This is a genomic window from Thermomonospora cellulosilytica (assembly GCF_014138835.1).
GTDB lineage: Bacteria > Actinomycetota > Actinomycetes > Streptosporangiales > Streptosporangiaceae > Thermomonospora > Thermomonospora amylolytica.
Map to the genome: position 1 here is coordinate 3734475 of NZ_JACJII010000001.1, position 16927 is coordinate 3751401.

At 74.2% G+C, this 16927-nt stretch carries 16 protein-coding genes; 8 read left to right on the forward strand and 8 right to left on the reverse strand.

Annotated elements, in window-relative coordinates; translation table 11 throughout:
• Positions 1–4 precede the first annotated feature (4 nt).
• The 3 genes from HNR21_RS17645 (at position 5) to HNR21_RS17655 (ending at position 3938) form a co-directional block, all read left to right on the forward strand.
• Positions 5–658, forward strand: coding sequence for a hypothetical protein (locus HNR21_RS17645; protein WP_182706050.1), 654 nt, complete (start codon positions 5–7; stop codon positions 656–658).
• Between the two features lie 79 nt (positions 659–737).
• Positions 738–2270 carry a metallophosphoesterase family protein gene (locus HNR21_RS17650; protein ID WP_182706051.1) on the forward strand — a complete coding sequence of 511 codons (1533 nt, stop codon included), beginning with the start codon at positions 738–740 and terminating at the stop codon, positions 2268–2270.
• An 18-nt stretch (positions 2271–2288) separates the two neighbouring features.
• On the forward strand, positions 2289–3938 hold the full coding sequence (locus HNR21_RS17655; RefSeq protein WP_182706052.1) for a bifunctional 3'-5' exonuclease/DNA polymerase: 1650 nt from the start codon (positions 2289–2291) through the stop codon (positions 3936–3938).
• A gap of 22 nt (positions 3939–3960) precedes the next feature.
• On the opposite strand, the gene HNR21_RS17660 is transcribed toward HNR21_RS17655, so the two are convergent.
• From HNR21_RS17660 to HNR21_RS17680, 5 genes are all read right to left on the reverse strand, one after another.
• Complete coding sequence (locus tag HNR21_RS17660) at positions 3961–4734, reverse strand: ABC transporter ATP-binding protein (RefSeq protein WP_182706053.1); 774 nt, start codon at positions 4732–4734, stop codon at positions 3961–3963.
• A gap of 195 nt (positions 4735–4929) precedes the next feature.
• Positions 4930–6528 (reverse strand): benzoylformate decarboxylase, encoded by a 1599-nt coding sequence (gene mdlC / locus HNR21_RS17665; RefSeq protein WP_182706054.1) that lies wholly within the window; start codon positions 6526–6528, stop codon positions 4930–4932.
• Positions 6525–7388: an ABC transporter permease gene (locus HNR21_RS36035; RefSeq protein WP_182706055.1), complete on the reverse strand. Its 864-nt coding sequence runs from the start codon at positions 7386–7388 to the stop codon at positions 6525–6527. Before HNR21_RS36035 ends, mdlC begins: the two co-directional genes overlap by 4 nt.
• Positions 7385–8212: an ABC transporter permease gene (locus HNR21_RS17675; RefSeq protein ID WP_182706056.1), complete on the reverse strand. Its 828-nt coding sequence runs from the start codon at positions 8210–8212 to the stop codon at positions 7385–7387. The genes HNR21_RS36035 and HNR21_RS17675 overlap by 4 nt, the downstream gene beginning before the upstream one ends.
• A gap of 19 nt (positions 8213–8231) precedes the next feature.
• Positions 8232–9212: an ABC transporter substrate-binding protein gene (locus HNR21_RS17680; RefSeq protein WP_182706057.1), complete on the reverse strand. Its 981-nt coding sequence runs from the start codon at positions 9210–9212 to the stop codon at positions 8232–8234.
• Between the two features lie 819 nt (positions 9213–10031).
• Between HNR21_RS17680 and HNR21_RS17685 the strand changes: the two genes are divergently transcribed.
• The 5 genes from HNR21_RS17685 to HNR21_RS17705 are packed head-to-tail and all read left to right on the forward strand — an operon-like array spanning position 10032 to position 15402.
• Complete coding sequence (locus HNR21_RS17685) at positions 10032–13025, forward strand: sensor histidine kinase (protein WP_182706058.1); 2994 nt, start codon at positions 10032–10034, stop codon at positions 13023–13025.
• On the forward strand, positions 13022–13432 hold the full coding sequence (locus tag HNR21_RS17690) for a roadblock/LC7 domain-containing protein (RefSeq protein ID WP_119731130.1): 411 nt from the start codon (positions 13022–13024) through the stop codon (positions 13430–13432). The genes HNR21_RS17685 and HNR21_RS17690 overlap by 4 nt, the downstream gene beginning before the upstream one ends.
• Positions 13433–13473: 41 nt before the next feature.
• Positions 13474–13929, forward strand: a complete 456-nt coding sequence (locus HNR21_RS17695) for a DUF742 domain-containing protein (protein ID WP_119731129.1) — start codon at positions 13474–13476, stop codon at positions 13927–13929.
• A gap of 37 nt (positions 13930–13966) precedes the next feature.
• Positions 13967–14542 (forward strand): GTP-binding protein, encoded by a 576-nt coding sequence (locus HNR21_RS17700; RefSeq protein ID WP_119731128.1) that lies wholly within the window; start codon positions 13967–13969, stop codon positions 14540–14542.
• Positions 14543–14601: 59 nt separating this feature from the next.
• Positions 14602–15402 (forward strand): SGNH/GDSL hydrolase family protein, encoded by an 801-nt coding sequence (locus HNR21_RS17705; RefSeq protein ID WP_312881076.1) that lies wholly within the window; start codon positions 14602–14604, stop codon positions 15400–15402.
• Positions 15403–15497: 95 nt separating this feature from the next.
• Here the strand turns inward: HNR21_RS17705 and HNR21_RS17710 are convergent, their stop codons facing one another.
• The 3 genes from HNR21_RS17710 to HNR21_RS17720 all read right to left on the reverse strand — a co-directional run bounded on the left by HNR21_RS17710 (position 15498) and on the right by HNR21_RS17720 (position 16851).
• On the reverse strand, positions 15498–15866 hold the full coding sequence (locus HNR21_RS17710) for an anti-sigma factor antagonist (RefSeq protein WP_182706059.1): 369 nt from the start codon (positions 15864–15866) through the stop codon (positions 15498–15500).
• A 140-nt stretch (positions 15867–16006) separates the two neighbouring features.
• Positions 16007–16516, reverse strand: a complete 510-nt coding sequence (locus HNR21_RS17715) for a MarR family winged helix-turn-helix transcriptional regulator (protein ID WP_182706060.1) — start codon at positions 16514–16516, stop codon at positions 16007–16009.
• Positions 16513–16851 carry an STAS domain-containing protein gene (locus HNR21_RS17720; protein WP_157996081.1) on the reverse strand — a complete coding sequence of 113 codons (339 nt, stop codon included), beginning with the start codon at positions 16849–16851 and terminating at the stop codon, positions 16513–16515. Before HNR21_RS17720 ends, HNR21_RS17715 begins: the two co-directional genes overlap by 4 nt.
• Positions 16852–16927: the final 76 nt, after the last annotated feature.

Here is a 16927-nt window from a genome sequence, read left to right on the forward strand (position 1 = left end):
CGCCATGTCTGGCGCGAACCCGTTGCCCCGGGACGGGGAGGTCTTCTTCGACGACCGGGGCAAGGACCGAGCGTTGCGGCTCAGCTGGCATTCCGATGCCCAGGTCATGGTGATCAGCATCTGGAACGGCGGCGTCTGCAGCGGGACCTTCCGGCTGTCGGCCCGTGACGTGCCCGCGTTCATGGAGTCGTTGTCGCAGGCCATGCCCTCCTCGCCGCCGCGGGGCCGTCGGCACGCCGCCCCGGACGGCCGGGCCGAGGCGCCGGCCGGCGGCAGGCACGCCCCGCCCGGTCCCGACGACGACGGCCCCGGCCCCACGACCCAGGCGCTGGACGCCCTCAAGAGCCTGTCGTCGCCCGCCCCGGCCCCGGCCCCGCCTCCGCAGCCTCCGCGTCCCCAGCCGCCCGCGCACCACCAGCCGCCGCAGCCCCCGCCGGTCCGGCACCGCGCCGCTCCTCCGCCTCGCGACCAGCAGCCCTACCGGCAGCCGCCCGCCGCGCGCCACCATCCGCAGGCCCCCGCGGACCGCCGCCCGGCGCGGCCCCCGCAGCAGCCGCCCGTGCCGCACCAGCCGGACGGCGGCAACCGGTTCCCCGTCACCGGCGAGTACGAGCGGCGCCCGAACGGCTACCCGGAGTACCCTCGCCGCCCCCGATGACGGTCGGCGCGGACAGTTGACCTGAAGCGGGCGGCCCCCGCAAGGTTGCGGTGTCCGCACACCGTCCCCGAGGAGATCCGTGCGCGCCGACGACGCCCGACCCCCCGCCGAACCCGAGACGTCACGGACCTCCGAGGCCGGTGCGGGCTGGGGGTGCGGAAGCCCGGGACGCTTCCTGGACCTGCTGCCGGCGGCGGGGGAGGTGCGCCGGTTCTCCTGGCGGCACCCCGGCGTGCTGTGGCGGTCCCGCAACGACTGGGTGGCCAAGGCGTTCGGCGACCCCAGCGGCGACATCCGCCGCGCCTGGGTGCGCGAGCTGCGGCGGCGCGACCCCGATCCGTCGTTCACCATGCGGCGCGAGGAGGCGGAGTTCTCGTTCCTGCTGCTGGGCGACACCGGGGAGGGCGACCGGTCGCAGTACGCGGTGGTGCCGCCGATGCTGGCCGCCGGGGGCGACACCGACTTCATGGTGATCTGCAGCGACGTCATCTATCCCGGGGGAGAGGCCGCCGACTACGAGGCCAAGTTCTTCCGCCCCTACGCCGGCTACCCCGGGCCGATCTACGCGATCCCCGGCAACCACGACTGGTACGACGGGCTGCGCGGCTTCATGCACGTGTTCTGCGACCTGCCCGGCGAGCACGAGCCGCCGCCCTGGCGCGGCGCGACCGGACGGCTGGCCCGGCTGCTGTGGCGCAGGCCCGCACCGGTCGACGAGGCCGCCCTCAAGGCCGCCCGTGAGCGCTTCCGGGGCGCGCCCGGCCAGCAGGCCGTCCAGCCGGGCCCGTACTGGGCGATCGACTCCCCGTCGCTGCGGATCGTCGGGATCGACACCGGCATCACCGGCGGGCTGGACCGCGACCAGGCCGCCTGGCTGCGCGAGGTCTCGGCGGGGGACAAGCCCAAGCTGCTGGTCACCGGCAAGCCGCTGCTGGTCGACGGGCGCGTCAAGCCCGGACGGCTGGAGGGCGAGACCACCACGATCCTCGACATCGTGGAGGACCCCGCCCACCACTACGTCGCGGCGGTCGGCGGCGACATCCACAACTACCAGCGCTACAGCAGGCGCCTGGGCGACGGCCGCACCATCGAGTACGTCGTCTCCGGCGGGGGCGGCGCGTTCATGCACGCCACCCACGTCATCCCCAGGACCACGCTGGTCGAGGAGGGCGACTTCCGCTGCTACCCGCTGCGCGGCGACTCGCTGTCGCGCTACAGCCGCCTGTACGCGCGGTGGCTGCGGATGAGGTGGCTGGAGCTGTCCCCGCAGCAGGCGACCGCGGTGGTCGCCCACCGGCTCGGCATGGACGCCACCCGCGCCGGGGACCGCGGCGTCGCCCCGTCCCGGCGGGCCCGGATCGTGGCCGCGCTGCTGGGCGTGCCGTGCGGGACCCGGGAACGCCACCGGATGCGGCGGCTGCCGGTGCGCAAGGTGCCGCAGCACTTCCGGTCGGAGTTCGCCGACTGGGACCGGCCCCCGTTCTTCAAGAACTTCCTGCGCGTCGACGTCACCCCCGACGCCCTCACGATCCGCTGCTTCGGGGTGACCGGCTGCGGCGAGCACGAGGACCGCCCGCCGGTGGAGGACTCGGTGACGATCCCGCTGCGCTGAACCGGGTTCAATGGGCGTGTGCGCATCGCGGTGACGGCGACGGCCGACGGGGGCGGGCTGCTGCACCCGCTGGCCGACGACGGCTCACCCGCCGGGCCGCCCGAGCGGGTCGCGGACCTGTGCGCCGCCGTCGCCGAACGGGAACGCGCCGACCGGCCCCGCTGGGTGTGGGCCTCCACCGCGTCGCTGTACCCCAGGCTGCTGGCCGCCGGGGTCCGGGTCGCCCGCTGCCACGACGCCGAACTGGTCGAGACGCTGCTGCTGGGCCACGCGGGCCGGTACGGGGAGCCCCGTTCGGTGCGGGCGGCGTGGGCCAGGCTGCGCGGCGAGCCGGTGCCCGACGACGCCCCCGAACCGGAGACCGGCGCGCAGCCGTCGCTGTTCGAGGAGGCCCCGGACGCCGGGCGGGAGCTGGAACGCCTGGTCGCCGTGCACGCCGACCAGCTCCGCAGGCTGGCCGCGGCGGGCCGGCTGCCGCTGCTGGCGGCGGCCGAGTCGGCGGGCGCGCTGGTGGCCGCCGAGATGACGCACGACGGGCTGCCGTGGCGCGCCGACCGGCACGACGCCCTGCTCACCGAGCTGCTCGGCCCCCGGCCCGCCCCCGGGCTGCGGCCCCGCCGCCTGCAGGAGCTGGCCGACCGGATCAGCGCGGCGTTCGGGGCGCGGCAGCCGGTCAACCCCGACTCCCCGGGGCAGCTGCTCAAGGCGTTCGCCGCCGCCGGGGTGCCGGTGCCGTCCACCCGGGCGCACGTGCTGCGCCGCGTCGACCATCCGGCGGTGCCGCTGCTGCTGGAGTACAAGGAGCTGGCCAGGCTGCACGCCGCGCACGGCTGGGCGTGGCTGGACGCCTGGGTCAAGGACGGCCGGTTCCGCCCCGAGTACGTGGTCGGCGGGGTGGTGTCGGGACGCTGGGCCAGCCGGGGCGGCGGGGCGCTGCAGATCCCCCGGGTGCTGCGCCGCGCGGTGGTCGCCGACCCGGGATGGGCGCTGGTGGTGGCGGACGCCGCGCAGCTCGAACCCCGGGTGCTGGCCGCGCTGGCCGGAGACCGCGCGTTCGCCGCCGCGGCCGCCCAGGGCGACCTGTACGCGGCGCTGTCGGAGGCGTTCGGGGGACGCCCGGACGCCCGCGACAAGGCCAAGATCGCGCTGCTGTCGGCGATGTACGGGGGCGGCGGCGGGGAGGCGACCCAGCTGCTCGGGGTGCTGCGCAGCCGCTTCCCGCAGGCCCTGGGCTACGTGGAGGCCGCCGCCCGGGACGGCGAGGCGGGCCGGGTCGTGCGGTCCCGGCTGGGCCGCACCTGCCCGCCGCCCTCGGCCGCGTGGCGGGACCTGACCGCCGACGAGGACGACGGCGGCCGGGCCGGGTCGGCGCTGCGCAGCCGGGGCCGCTTCACCCGCAACTTCGTGGTGCAGGCCAGCGCCGCCGACTGGGCGCTGGTGCTGCTGGCGCTGCTGCGCGGGCGGCTGCGGGAGCTGCCGGGCCGCCCGCACCTGGTGTTCTTCCAGCACGACGAGGTCATCGTGCACACCCCGCGGGACGTCGCCGAGCAGGTCGCCGCCGCGATCCGCGAGGCGGGCGCGCAGGCCGGGCGGATGGTGTTCGGGCCGACCCCGGTCGCGTTCCCGCTGCAGACCGCGGTCGTCGACTGCTACGCCGACGCCAAGTGACCGCCTCGTCGCCGCCCGGCGGTTACTTGGCGACCGCGGCGGTCTCGCCCGCGCCGCGCACCAGCCGGCCCACCTCGGCGCGCAGCCGGACGAACTCCGGCAGTTCGCGGGTGGAGATCTGGTCGCGCGGGCCCGGCAGGTCCACCGGCAGGTCGGCGCGGACGTGGCCGGGGGAGGCGCCCAGCACCACGACCCGGTCCCCGACGTACACGCTCTCGTCGATGTCGTGGGTGACCAGCAGGATCGTCATGCCGTCGCTGCCGCGCACCTTGAGGGTCAGGTCCTCCAGGTCCTCGCGGGTCTGCGCGTCCACCGACCCGAACGGCTCGTCCATCAGCAGCAGCGACGGCCGGTACGCCAGCGCGCGGGCGATGGACACCCGCTGCTGCATGCCGCCGGACAGCTGCCAGGGGTACTTGGTCCCGGCGTGCGCCAGCCCGACCGACTCCAGCGCCTCCATGGCCGCCTCGCGGCGCTGCGCCTTGGACATGCCGCGCCGCTTGAGCGGCAGCGCCACGTTGTCGCGGACCGACAGCCAGGGGAACAGCGAACGGCTGTAGTCCTGGAACACCACCGCGAGGTTGTCGGGGACCCCGTCGGCCGGGGTGCCGTCCAGGACGATCCGCCCCTCGGTCGGCCGGATCAGCCCGGCGATGCACCGCAGCAGGGTGGACTTGCCGCAGCCGGACGGCCCCACGATGCTGACCAGCTCGCCGTCCTGCACGGTCAGGTTGACGTCCCTGACCGCCACGTGGCCGTCGGCGTAGGCGTGCGTCAGGTTCTGAATTTCGAGCAAGGGAGATCCCCCAGCGATCCTCGACGGCGGACCAGGCGAACGCGACAAAGCATGTCACATCCCCGCCTCATCCGATCTCTTCTTCCCCGAGCTTGCGGGGCACTGCGCCGGGACGCCTGGCGGACCGCCCGGGCAGGCCCACCGTGCGGCGGCGGGCCCGCCGGTCCGCCGCCGCACGGTGCGTTCACCGGACGCTCAACGCGCCCACGGCTCGTAGGCCGGGGAGTCGTCGGCCGCGACGGTCACGTCCACCAGGAACGGCCCGTCGTGCCCCAGCCCCTCCAGCAGCGCCGGCTCGATGTCGGCGGCCTTGGTCACCGTCCGGCCCGGCACGCCCATCCCCCGGGCGACCTGCACGAAGTCCAGGTCGTGGATGTCGGTGCCGGGCACCGTGGGCAGGTCGATGCGGCGGCCCAGCGCCTTGACCGCGCCGTACCCGCGGTTGTTGATCACCACCACGGTCATCGGGACCCGGTGCTGGGCGGCGGTCCACAGCGCCTGCACCGAGTACATGATCGAGCCGTCCCCGATCAGGCACACGATCCGTTCGCCCGAGGAGGCCAGCGACCGGCCCACCGCCAGCGGCAGGCCCCAGCCGAGCGCGCCGCTGCCGGTGGTCAGGAACCCGCCCGGCCGGGTGATCGGCAGCCGGGCGTGCATCAGGTCCCGGCTGCTGGGCGCCTCCTCCACCAGCACCGCGTCGGCGGGCATCACCTCCCGCAGCGTCTCCACCAGCAGCTCCGGCGGGATCGGGTCGGTGGCCTCGGGCACGGCCAGCCGCGCCCGGACCGGGGGAGCCGGGCGGTCGGATCGCTCCACCAGCTCCAGCAGCCCCCGCACCCCGCCCCGGATAGTGGTCAGCACGCTGGTGCCGACCGGGGACCAGGCGGTCTGCGCCGGGTCGCAGTCGAAGTGGAACAGCCGCGCGCCCTCGGGGATGTAGGGGCCCTCGTCGTGCACGTGGTAGGTGAACACCTGCGCGCCGAGCACCAGGATCACGTCGTTGCCGTCGAGCCGGGCGGCGAGCTGGGAGCGCACCGGCGGCAGGAAACCCTGGAACAGCCGGTGGTCCTCGGGGAACCCCGACCGCCCGGACAGCGGGCTGATCCACACCCCCGCGTTGGCGCGTTCGGCGAGCTGCACGACCAGGTCCTGGGCGTTCTCGTCCTGCACGCCCGGCCCGACCACGATCACCGGGGAGCGGGCGGCGTTCAGCGCGTCGGCCACCTCCCGCAGCGCGGCCGGGTCGGCGGTGAAGTCCGCGCGCACCTCCCGGTGCGGCACCGGCTCGGCGGGCAGGTCCCAGTCGTCCTCGGGAACGGACACGAACACCGGGCCGCGCGGCGGGGTCATCGCGATCCGGTACGCCTCGGCGATCGCCTCGGCCACGTCCTCGCCGCGTTCGGGCTGGTGGCTGTACTTGACGTAGGGCCGGGGGAAGGCGGCCGGCTCGTCGGCGCCCAGGAACGGGCGGTGGCGGATCATCGGCCGGGACTGCTGCCCGGCCAGGATCACCACCGGCACCCGGTCCCGGTAGGCGTTGAACACCGCGCCCAGCGAGTGCCCCACGCCGCCGGCCGAGTGCAGGCTGACCAGCCCGGCCCGGCCGGTGCCCAGCGCGTGCCCGGCCGCGGCGGCCACCGCCACCGTCTCCTGCAGCGCCAGCACATAACCGAAGTCGTCGGGGAAGTCGCGGAACATCCGCAGCTCGGTGGAGCCCGGGTTGCCGAACATGGTGGTCATCCCGACGCTCCGGCAGAAGTCGTAGAACGCGTCGCGGACCGTGTACGTCATGCGTTGCCCTTTCCGTCGGCCGGGCGGCGCCGGCCGAGCGTGCGTCGTTCCACCGCCAGCAGGAGGGTGTTCAGCAGGTAGCCCAGCACGCCGAGCAGGACGATCACCGACCACATGGCCGGCATGTCCGAACGGCTCTGGGCGTCGGTGAGCTGGAACCCGATGCCGTTGACGGTCCCCGGCAGCAGTTCGGAGAAGACCATCAGGATCAGCGACAGCGACAGCGCCAGCCGCAGCCCGGCGAAGATCTTCGGCAGCGCCGAGGGGATGATGATGTGCCGGATCCGGTCGGCCGCCGACAGCCGGAACACCTCGGCGGTGTCCATCTGCAGCGGGGTGACCGACCGCGCGCCGTCGGCGGTGTTCAGCAGGATCGGCCAGATCACGCTGAAGACGATCGAGGCCACCTGCATCTGGGTGCCCAGGTCGAACAGCACCACGAACACCGGCACCAGGGTCGGTGGCGGGATCGCCCGGCAGAACTGCAGCAGCGGGTCCAGGTAGGCCATGGCGCGCTCGGACCGGCCCAGCGCCATGCCCAGCGCGATCCCGGCCGCCGCCGCGATCGCCAGCGCCAGGACCATCCGGCCCAGGCTCGGCAGCAGGTTGTCCATCGCCAGGTCGGTGAGGAACAGCCGGCTCACCGGCCCCGACAGCCACAGCTCGTGGGTCGCGGACGCGATCCGGGACGGCGGCGGGAAGAACGGGCTCTCGGCCGCCCGGGTGGCCAGCTCCCAGACGCCGATCAGCAGCGCGAACGGCAGCCAGCGGTGGGTGAGCCCGCCGATGACCCGGGCGGCCCGGCGGCCCTGCCCGGGGGCGACGGGCACGGCGGGGGAGGGGGTGGTGGTCGTGGTCATGTGGTGCCGCCTTGGCGGACGTGGTGCCAGCGGAACATCCGGCGCTGCGTCCCGCCGAGGGCCGCGTCGATGACCAGCCCCAGGGCGCCCGCCCACACGGTGCCGGCCAGCACGTCGCGCGCCCCGTCGGGGACGGAGTACGCCTGCGCGATGAAGATGCCCAGGCCATCGCCGAAGCCGGAGATGATCTCGGTGCCGACGGCCAGGATCAGCGCGACCGCCGCGGCCAGCCGGACCCCGGTGGCGATGAACGGGGCCGCCGACGGCAGCGAGACCCGCAGCAGGATCTCCAGCCGCCCGAACCCGAACACCCGCAGCGTGTCCTTGCCCGCGGGGTCGACCTCGGCCAGGCCGTACATGGTGTTGAACAGGATCGGCCAGGTGGCGGCGTACACGATCAGCGCCACCTTCATCTCCAGGCCGGAGCCCAGCAGCAGCCCGGCCAGCGGGATCAGCGCCACCGACGGGATCGGCCGCAGGAACTCCACGATCGCCCGGGTGGCGGCGTTGACCGCCGGGACGCTGCCCAGCAGCAGGCCCAGCGGGACGGCCACGGCGATCGCCAGCCCCAGGCCCGCCGCCCAGGCGGTCAGCGTGTCGGCCAGGTACTGCAGGAACAGGGTGTCGCCGGCCAGTTCGACCGCACGGGTCACGACCGAGGAGGCCGGCGGCAGATAGGAACGGTCCACGATGCCGGCGCGGCCGAGCAGCTCGCTCGCGGCGAAGAGGGCGGCCACGCCGACGGCCCCCCGCGCCCACCGTCCGGTGCGCGTGAGGGGCCGGGCCGCCCGGCCGGACCGGGCGGAGACGGTCTGTGTCGTCATGAGGGGAACGGGACGGCCGTCAGGCCTTGGACTGGAACACGATGGTGTTCAGGTCGGGCTTGCTCTTCAGCAGGCCCGCGGTGGTCATCAGGTCCACGATCCGCTGCAGCCGGGTGGTGTTCACCGAGGTCGGGAAGTCCGGCATGGTGATCACCGAGGCCACCTGCGGCTCGATGTGCGCGTAGCCCGGCAGCACCTCCTCGACCCGCTTGCGGTCGCCGGCCGCCGCCTGCTGGGCCTTGAGCATGGCGCGCTGGAACGCCGCGGCGGTCTTGGGGTTCTTGGCGGCGAAGTCCTGGGTGGTGACGTAGCCGCTGATCGGGACGCCGGTCACCGGCTCGCCGCCGCCGTTGACCACGACCCGGGCGCCCAGCTTCTTCTGGGTGTCGGACAGGAACGGCTCGACCACGTGGATCGCGTCGACCTGGCCCTTCTCCAGCGCGGCCCCCATCTGCGGGAAGGGCACCTGGATGTACTGGATCCTGGTCGGGTCGACGTTGTTGGCCTTGAGGATGGCGTTCAGGGTCAGCGACTGGATGTTGTTGGGGATGTTGACCGCGACCTTCCTGCCCTCCAGGTCCTTGGCGGACTTGATCGGGGAGTCCGGCGTGACCAGCACGTTCATCATGTTCGGGGTCAGTGCCGCGCCCTCGGCCAGGATGCTCAGCTTGAGCGTCCCCTTCTCGTGGGCCTGCAGGAACGTGACGTAGTTGGCGCCGGCGATCACGTCCACGTCGCCCTTGGCCAGCGCGGGCAGCGCCTGGATGCTCTGCTGGACCGGCTTGACCTGCACCTTCAGGCCCTCGGCCTCGAACAGCTTCTGCTTGAGCCCGACGTGCAGCGCGGCCCCGTCCACCAGCGGCAGCGCGGCCACCGTGATGGTCTCCTTTTCCAGCCCGTCGCCACCGGATCCGGAGTCGCCGCCACCGCAGCCGACGGTGAGCGAACCGACCAGGAGTAGTGCCGCGAGAGCGCCGAAACGACGGCGGGATTGCCTCATGGGAGCTCCTTAATCTCGCACGGGGATTGGCTCGGGGAAACGGGGTGAACGGGCGGCGCCCGTCGCGGGGCCGCGCCCTCCGAGCCGTGATCATGAGGGGCGGTCCGGAGAGTACCGCAATTCCGCCGAGGTGCGCGGAGTGCCCAAGAATGGGTGACGTTCTCGTGATCGGGGGCTTCGGGCGGCCTTGGAAACGGAGTGGGCCTGTCGCGCGGCGGACCTGCGATAGGACCGGTCCAGCTCCGGATCGCCCGCCGGTACGGCGGTTCTGTGCTCCCGGACCGCCGAACCGCGAGCGGGAAGCGGTGCCGCCGTGATCGGTCCGTGACGTCGGGTGAGCGGCGTGCGTGCCGCTTCCCGGGGTCGGTGGTGCGTTTTCCGGGCATCGGCCACGGCTTACCGGATGACAGTCCGACCTTTCTCATTGTCGGAACGGATGGCCAATTGGCCAATCTTCCCGGCAGTTCTTCCTGGTCATTGTGTGTTTTGTCACGCCTGGGTGAGTTTGTCGTCACGGCAGGTGACGATCATTGATCGATGTTCACGTACCGTGATCGGGTGGGTGCAAATAATCGGACATTCAGGCGGAAAGTGCTTTAGAGGGGATCGTCGGGTCCGCCGGGTTCTCGCAATCTTTGCGGGGCCCGTCGGGGATGTGCTCCAATGTCACGCGCTGGAAGGCAGAAAGACGCTGCGCCTACGCCCCCGGGGTGGTCCCTCTTCTGCCGATACGGCATGTGAGCGGGAGGGTGTTAACGCCGGATGCAATCGATCGAGACAGGTGCGGACCAGGCACCCCGGTCCGGGGACGCGGGGGCCGTGCCGGAGCCGCCCGCACGCGGTCGCGGGCTGCGCCTGCGCAACTGGCGGGTCCGCCGCCGGCTGGCCGTCCTGGTGCTGATCCCGACCATTGCCGTGCTGGTGCTCGGCGGGCTGCGGATCTCCGGCTCGGTCGCCAGCGCGGAGGCCTACGGCCGGGTGGAGCACATGGCACGGCTCGCCAACGGGGTCACCGCCCTGGTGCAGGAGTTCTCCACCGAGCGCGACCACACGGTGGGCTACATCGTCGACGGCCGCTCCGAGCAGCGGCTGCAGGGACTGCGCGCCCAGTACGCCAAGGTGGACGCGGTGATCGCCCAGGTCCGCGAGACCGCGCTGGGCGTGGACGGCTCGTTCTCCGCCGAGGCGTCCGCCGACGCGCGCCGGGTGCTGAACCGGCTGGAGGGGGTGCGGTCGCTGCGCTCCATCGCGACCGAGACCCGCGTGCCGGTGTTCACCGTGCTGGAGAAGTACTCCGAGTCCATCGACGAGCTGATCGGCGTCGTCGACGGGGTCGCCCAGGACGTGGCCGACGAGCGGCTGGCCGAGACCAGCCGCGCCATCGCCGCCGTGGGCCGGGCCAAGGAGCAGGTGTCCCAGCAGCGCGCGCTGCTGGCGATCGGCGCCAGGCCCGGCCGGCTGTCCAGCGACGAGCTGGCGGCGCTGCTGGGCGCGCGCGCCCGCGAGGACAGCGAGCTGGCCGTCTTCCGCCAGGCCGGATCGCTGGAACAGCGCCAGATGTACGACGACACCGTCGTCGGCGCGCAGATCGACCGGGCCCGGGAGATGCGCCAGCAGGCCATCGCCTCCGCCCAGTCCCGCGGGGGCCGGCTGCCCCAGCACCTGGCCACCCGGAGCGGGGCCACGACGCTGGGCGCCGCGCTGACCGCGATGATCGACCAGATGCGGGTGGCCGAGCGCAGGCTCGGCGACCAGCTGCTGGACCGCGCCCGCGACCAGCGGTCGGCGGCGCGCATGGCGGCCCTGGCCGACGCCGCGGTCACCGCGCTGATCGTGCTGCTGGCGCTGCTGGTCACCTCGCTGATGGCGCGCTCGCTGGTGCGCCCGCTGCAGCGGCTGCGCGAGAGCGCCCTGCAGGTCGCCGGCACCCGGCTGCCCGGCCTGGTGGAACGGCTGCGCGACCCGCAGGCCGCGGCCGGCGGGATCGAGGTCGAGCCGATCGACATCCACACCACCGACGAGATCGGCGAGGTCGCCCGGGCGTTCGACGAGGTGCACCGGGAGGCGGTGCGGCTGGCCGCCGACGAGGCCGTGCTGCGCGGCAACGTCAACGCGATGTTCGTCAACCTGTCCCGCCGGATGCAGTCGCTGATCGAGCGCCAGCTGCGCCTGATCGACGAGCTGGAGCAGGGCGAGCAGGACGCCGAGCAGCTGGCCAGCCTGTTCCGGCTGGACCACCTGGCCACCCGCATGCGCCGCAACTGCGAGAACCTGCTGGTCCTCGGCGGCCAGGAGCAGGTGCGCCGGTGGAACCAGCCGGTCCCGCTGATCGACATCGTGCGCGCCTCGCTGTCGGAGGTCGAGCAGTACGAGCGGGTCACGCTGCGGGTGCAGGGCGAGGTGTCGGTCACCGGCCAGGCGGTCAACGACCTGGTCCACCTGGTGGCCGAGCTGGTGGAGAACGCCACCGTGTTCTCCCCGCAGCACACCAAGGTCACAGTCTCCGGCCATCTGCTGTCCGGCGGCGGGGCGATGCTGCAGATCACCGACAACGGGGTCGGGATCCCGCCGGACGAGCTGGAGCAGGCCAACTGGCGGCTGGCCAACCCGCCGGTCATCGACTTCTCCGCGGCCCGCCGCATGGGCCTGTTCGTGGTCGGCCGGCTGGCCCAGCGGCACGGCATCCGGGTCGAGCTGCGGCCCGCGCTGTCCGGCGGCATCACCGCGTTCGTGCTGCTGCCGGCCGCCGTGATCGCCCGCGGCGAGGCGCCTGCCGGGATCGCCCCGGCCGATCCGGCCGCCGACGTCCCGGCCGCCAGCGCCGCCTGGACGCCCACCCCGGTCGCCGCCGGGGTGGCCACCGACTCCACCGGCCCGCTCCCCACGACGGGCACGGGCCGGCCGTCCCGCCGCGACGGCTTCGGCACCGGGCCGCAGCCGCAGCTGCGGGACTCCGGGCCGCTGCCGGCCGTCGGGGACCCGTCCCCGCCGTCGCGGCCCACCGGCAACACCGGCGCCCAGCCCGTGGTGGGCGCGCCGCCGCCCCCGGCCTCCGGCCGCGAGCCCGCGCCCGGGCCGCGCCACCGGATGCCGGACGACAAGACGGGACCGCAGCCCATCGTGTCGGACACCGGACCGCAGCAGCCGCCGATCGGAGAGCCCACGCTGGCCGCGCGCCTGCCGGGCTTCCCGCCCCCCGAGTCCGTCCCGCCGCCGGGACCGCCGTCCGGGCCCGCGCCCGCGGCGCACGCCGGGGGCCCGCCGACCGGCCCGCAGCGGCCGCCCGCCGAGCCGGGCGTGTCGTGGGGCGCGGCCGAGGATCCGGCGCCCGCCGCGCCCGCCCCGGCCGCCGAGCGCTCGCCGATCTTCGACGCGATGGAGTCGGAGTGGTTCCAGCGCCGCTCCGCCGGCTCCGCCCGGGAACAGGAGCGCCGCTGGCAGTCGCCCGGCGACGCCGGGTGGCAGGCCGCCGAGGCGGTGCGCGAGCCGGCCGCGGGCGGCGTCACCAAGGCCGGGCTGCCCAAGCGGGTGCCCGGGCGCAACCGGGTGCCGGGCGCGGTGCGGCAGGCCCGGCAGACGCTGGCGGCGCCGCAGCAGCCCGCCGCCGGGCCGGCGCGGCCCGCGCCGCCGCACAAGCCCGCCGACGTGGTCCGCGACCGGTTCTCCAGCCTGCAGCGCGGGGTCCGCCGAGGCCGGTCGGAGGCCCGTTCCGGGCTGGAGCCGCCGCCGGGCGGCTCCGATGAGATCATTCCGCCGGGTCCCGGTGGATCCGGGCCTGCACAGGGCGACACAGAGAGGGGAGGATCCGCGTGAGCCGGCAGGATCTCAACTGGCTGGTGACCAACTTCGTGGAGCGGGTGCCCAAGGCCGCGCACGCCGTCGTGGTGTCCTCCGACGGGCTTCCGCTGGCCTACTCCGACGGGTTCCCGCCCGAGCGCGCCGACCAGCTGTCGGCGATCGCCGCGGGGCTGACCAGCATGACCCAGGGGGCGGCCCAGCTGTTCGACGCGGGCGGCGTCAGCCAGACCGTGGTGGAGATGGAACGGGGGCTGCTGTTCGTGATGGCCATCCGTTCCGGGGCGGTCTTCGCGGTGCTCGCCGCGCCGGACTGCGACCTGGGGCTGGTGGCGTACGAGATGACCCTGCTGGTGGAGCGCGTCGGCCGGGTGCTGACCCCGGCGCTGCGCACCGAACTGGGGGCCGGGCCGCCCCGCGGGTGACCCGGCGACCGAAGACCTGACAGGCTCCGACGGAAGGCACCGTGGTGGACCACGGCAGGCAGCATTTCGGTGCCGGACCGGGCGGCGGCGGACCCGCCGGCCCGGGGCGATCCGGCGATCCCGGGTGGGCGGGCGACCATGCCCAGCCCGCCCACGGCGACCGGCGTTCGCTGGTGCGCCCCTACACCGTGACCGGCGGGCGCACCCGGCCCCGCTACGACCTGGCGATCGAGGCGCTGGTGTCGGCGGCGCCGTACCCCCCCAGGGACGTGACCACGCTGACCCCGGAGTACCGGGCGATCATGGACCTGTGCCGTTCCTGGCGGTCGGTGGCGGAGGTCTCCGCCCTGCTGCGCCTGCCGCTCGGGGTGGCCCGTGTGGTGATCGCCGACATGGCGCACGAGGGGCTGCTGCGCCTGCACCAGTCGCGCCCGGCCGACGCGCAGCCCGATGTCCGTTTGCTTGAAAGGGTGCTCAGTGGTCTACGAAAGCTCTGACGCCGGCCTGCCGCTCCCGGGCGGGGAGGGCCCCGCCATGACCTCGGTCAAGATCGTGGTCGGCGGGGGGTTCGGGGTGGGCAAGACCACCTTCGTCGGTTCGGTCTCGGAGATCCAGCCGCTGACCACCGAGGCGGTGATGACCGCCGCCAGTGCCGGGATCGACGACCTGACCGCGGTGCCGGACAAGACCACCACCACGGTGGCCATGGACTTCGGCCGGGTCACGCTGGAGAGCGACCTGATCCTCTACCTGTTCGGCACCCCGGGCCAGCACCGGTTCTGGTTCATGTGGGACGACCTGGTGCGCGGGGCGATCGGCGCGGTGGTGCTGGTCGACACCCGGCGGCTGTCGGACTGCTTCGCCGCGCTGGACTACTTCGAGGAGTCGGGCCTGCCGTACATCGTGGGGGTCAACGGCTTCCACGGTGAGTTCCCGCACACCAACGAGGAGATCCGCGAGGCGCTGACGATCGGCCCCGGCATCCCGATCGTGCAGGTGGACGCCCGCAGCCGGGAGTCCACCAAGCAGGCGCTGATCGTGCTGGTGCAGCACGCCCTGCAGGTGCACTCGACCGGACCGGCGGTCGGCGCGGGTCCCGGCTGGACCTGATCCCGGCCGCCGCGGTTACGGTCGCGTAGGCATTTGTCCCTGTTGCACCATGTGCTGACGTGACCAGTGATGCGAGCACGACACCGCCGGGCATCGGCGGGATCGACACGTACGTGGCGATCGGCGACAGCTTCACCGAGGGGCTCCAGGACCCCGACCCCGTCGACCCTGACCGGTTCCGCGGCTGGGCCGACCGGCTGGCCGAGCACATCGCGGCGCACCGCCCCGGGCTGCGGTACGCCAACCTGGCCGTGCGCGGCAAGCTGCTGCACCAGATCGTGGCCGACCAGGTCCCGCGGGCCGTGGAGCTGCGGCCCGACCTGGTGACGTTCTGCGGGGGCGGCAACGACATGCTCCGCCCGGGCGCGGACCCGGACGCGCTGGCGGTGATGTTCGACGAGGCGGTGCGGCGGCTGCGCGGCACCGGCGCCCAGGTGGTGATCTTCACCGGTTTCGACCCCAGCGGGCTGCGCTCGGGCCGCCGGATCCGCGGCAAGGCCGCCACCTACAACATGCACCTGCGGGCCATCGCCGACCGGCGCGGCTGCCTGCTGGTGGACCTGTGGCCGCGCAGCGTGCTGTACGACCCGCGGGCCTGGCACGAGGACCGGCTGCACCTGTCGCCGGAGGGGCACCGGAGGCTGGCGCTGCTGGTGTGCGAGCGGCTCGGCGTCCCGGCGGAGGGGGACTGGCGCGAGCCGTGGCCGCCGGCGGCGGCCGTACGGGACTGGCGCGAGCAGCGCCGTGAGGATCTGTACTGGGCCCGGACCTACTTCCTGCCCTGGGTGCAGCGGCGGATCCAGGGGCGGTCCAGCGGCGACGGCCGCCCGCCCAAGCGGCCCGACCCGCTGCCGCTGTGAGGCCGGTGCGGCGCTGAGGAGCACTGAGGGCCGGACGCCCCCGCCCCGTCCCGGCGCGGCGGGCGGGACGCGGGCGTCCGGGGTCGGGGGACGGGTCAGGGGGCCGGGGCGTCCGCCGGGTGGCGGAGGGAGGCGGCGGCCTGCTCGACGGTGTCGTACAGGGTCAGCCGGCGGTCCAGCCCGGTGATCTGCAGGGTGCGCCGGACGATCGGGCGGGCGCCGGTCAGCGCCAGGCTGCCCTGCCCGGCGGTGACCGCCTTGTGGCAGTTGATGATCACCGAGAGTCCGTGGGAGTCCATGAACTCCAGTTCGTCGAGGTCGAGGATCAGGTGGTCGCCGTGGGCGCGGCGGGCGGCCTGCAGGCCGCGGCGCAGCTCGTCGGCGCTGGCGATATCGAGTTCGCCCCGCAGGGTGACGACGGCGCAGCCCTCTCGCCCGCGGGTGGTGACAGTCAGTTGCCGCACGGGGGATTCCTCCTCCCGGTAGAAGCGACCAACCGCCGCGGACACCCGGCGGTTGTTTCCATGCATCAACTATCCCGGACCCCCGGGGCACTGCCAACAGGGCGGGTCGTCTTTGTCCGGTGATGTGGTTAAAGAGACGGTCATGTCGAGCCGTCGAGCGCGGCCCGGAAGGCGGCCAGCCCGTCCAGCAGCGCCTCGCGGCCGGCCGGGCTCATCCCGTCGACGATCCGGGCCAGCTCACGGCGCCGCCGCCCGCGGGCCCAGTCCACCAGCCGCCGGCCCGCGTCGCTGAGCGAGATCACCACCTCGCGGCGGTCCCGCGCCGCCGACTCCCGCACGATCAGCCCGGACGCCTGCAGCCGGTCGCACAGCCGGCTGGTGGCCGAGTTGGAGGCGCGCATCTCGTGCGCCAGCGCGCCCAGGTTCAGCCGGTGGTGGCGGTCCACGATGAGCAGCGCCCGCAACTGGGTCGGCGGCACCGTGCCGCCCAGTTCCTCCAGCGCCCGGTCGCAGACCTCCTGCAGCATCTCCGCGCCCGCCTCGACGGCCGCGGCGATGTCCTCGGCGATGTCCGCCGAGACGCCGGCTCCGCCGGCCGCCCGTCGTCCCGCGTCCGCCCCCGGCACGGGGTCGTCCCTGTGGGGGATCACCCCTCCACCACCAGTCCGCGCACGTCGTCCCAGCCGACGACGTGCAGCACGGTGCGCAGCGGCGGGGCGGGGGCGTGCAGCACCACCCGGCGGCCCGCCTCCAGCCGTTCGGCCAGGCCGACCATCGCGCGCAGGCCCGCCAAGTCGCAGAACCCGACCCGGGACAGGTCCAGATGCAGATCGCCGTACTCCGGCTCGGCGGCCAGCCGATCGAGCGCCGACACCAGCGCGGGATAGGTCAGATCGTCGATCTCCCCGGCCAGGGACAGCCCGAACGGGCGGACCGTGCGCTCTATTCGCAACGATCCGTCGTCGAAGTCGGGAAGCTCGCTCACGTCGATGACGAGCATAGAGCGCTTCGGCGCGGCTCGGCCAAGACACATCTCACGTAGGGTGGCTCGCGAATCTACG

Excerpts from the sequence above, each read along its gene's own strand:
- HNR21_RS17680 (WP_182706057.1), bottom strand. The coding sequence starts at position 9,212 with ATGAGGCAATCCCGCCGTCGTTTCGGCGCTCTCGCGGCACTACTCCTG.
- HNR21_RS36035 (WP_182706055.1), bottom strand. The coding sequence starts at position 7,388 with ATGACCACGACCACCACCCCCTCCCCCGCCGTGCCCGTCGCCCCCGGG.
- HNR21_RS17645 (WP_182706050.1), top strand. The coding sequence starts at position 5 with ATGTCTGGCGCGAACCCGTTGCCCCGGGACGGGGAGGTCTTCTTCGAC.
- HNR21_RS17700 (WP_119731128.1), top strand. The coding sequence starts at position 13,967 with ATGACCTCGGTCAAGATCGTGGTCGGCGGGGGGTTCGGGGTGGGCAAG.
- mdlC (WP_182706054.1), bottom strand. The coding sequence starts at position 6,528 with ATGACGTACACGGTCCGCGACGCGTTCTACGACTTCTGCCGGAGCGTC.
- HNR21_RS17675 (WP_182706056.1), bottom strand. The coding sequence starts at position 8,212 with ATGACGACACAGACCGTCTCCGCCCGGTCCGGCCGGGCGGCCCGGCCC.